The organism is Denitrificimonas caeni, assembly GCF_905120345.1.
Taxonomy (GTDB): Bacteria; Pseudomonadota; Gammaproteobacteria; order Pseudomonadales; family Pseudomonadaceae; genus Denitrificimonas; species Denitrificimonas caeni_A.
Genome location: NZ_CAJHOA010000018.1, coordinates 1 through 1,306, shown reverse-complemented (window position 1 = coordinate 1,306; position 1,306 = coordinate 1). Strand labels below are relative to the sequence as shown.

The 1,306-nt window shown below is 45.9% G+C and carries 1 protein-coding gene; it reads left to right on the top strand.

Features of this window, described 5'->3' with window-relative positions; genetic code table 11:
• Window positions 1-64 precede the first annotated feature (64 nt).
• Complete coding sequence (locus JYJ62_RS15770; protein ID WP_205343197.1) at window positions 65-1,273, top strand: IS256 family transposase; 1,209 nt, start codon at window positions 65-67, stop codon at window positions 1,271-1,273.
• Window positions 1,274-1,306: the final 33 nt, after the last annotated feature.

Sequence of the window (1,306 nt, the reverse complement as noted above, 5' to 3'; positions counted from 1 at the left end):
GAGACTGTAATTAAATCTGTGTAACTGTTTATCATTGACCCCTAACGGGAAGGATAGACAGACGATGAACAAAAAAGACCTCGAAGCCTTTGCACGCGAAGCGGCAAAAGGTATCAAAACTGAAAAAGACCTGACAGACATGCGAGCTATGCTCACCAAGGTCATGGTGGAAGCAGCTCTTAGCGTTGAGCTTGACGAGCATTTAGGCTATCGCAAGCACGAGCAGTCCAGCTCAGACAACAGTCGCAATGGTGTCACGCGCAAAACCGTGCGCACTGAAGATGGCCAGTTTGAGCTGGATACGCCACGTGACCGACAAGGTGATTTTGAACCGCAGCTGGTGAAAAAGCACCAAACTCGCTTTACCTCGATGGATGATAAAATCCTTTTTCTCTATGCTCAAGGCATGACGACACGAGAAATTGTCGATACCTTCAAAGAAATGTACGGCGCAGATGTGTCTGCAAGCCTCATATCTAAAGTCACTGATGCCGTTATTGATCAGGTAGTTGAGTGGCAGTCACGGCCACTGGATGCGGTTTACCCCATCGTTTATCTGGACTGCATTGTGGTTAAAATCCGCCAAGATAAGCATGTTATCAACAAAGCCGTTTATCTTGCTCTGGGCGTTAATATGGAAGGCCACAAAGAGCTATTAGGCTTATGGCTGTCTGAAAATGAAGGCGCTAAGTTCTGGCTTAATGTGCTCACTGAGCTGCAAAATCGGGGCGTAAAAGATATATTAATTGCCTGTGTTGACGGGCTAAAAGGCTTCCCTGATGCCATTAATGCGGTCTTCCCTGAGACTCAAATTCAGCTTTGTATCGTTCACATGGTACGCAACTCAGTCAAATATGTGCCCTGGAAGGACTACAAGGCCGTCACCGCCGAGTTAAAGCAAATATACCAATCAGTCACCGAAGAAGAAGCCTTGCTCGCCCTGAACCAATTTGCTGAGCACTGGGACGACAAGTACCCACAAATCAGCAAATCATGGCGGACGCACTGGCATAACCTCAATACCCTGTTCAATTATCCTGCTGATATCAGAAAGGTGATTTACACCACCAACGCCATTGAATCATTGAACAGCGTGATCCGCAAAGCCATCAAAAAACGTAAACTGTTCCCAACCGATGACTCGGCTAAGAAAGTCATCTATTTGGCAATCCAAAATGCGTCCAAGAAATGGACCATGCCGATCAGAGATTGGAAACCGGCATTGAACCGATTTATGATTGAATTTGAAGACCGCTTAACGGATTATATTTAACCTTGGCAGTTACACAGAATCATTTACAGGGTC

Coding starts and splice junctions, on each gene's coding strand:
- JYJ62_RS15770 (WP_205343197.1), top strand. CDS start 65: ATGAACAAAAAAGACCTCGAAGCCTTTGCACGCGAAGCGGCAAAAGGT.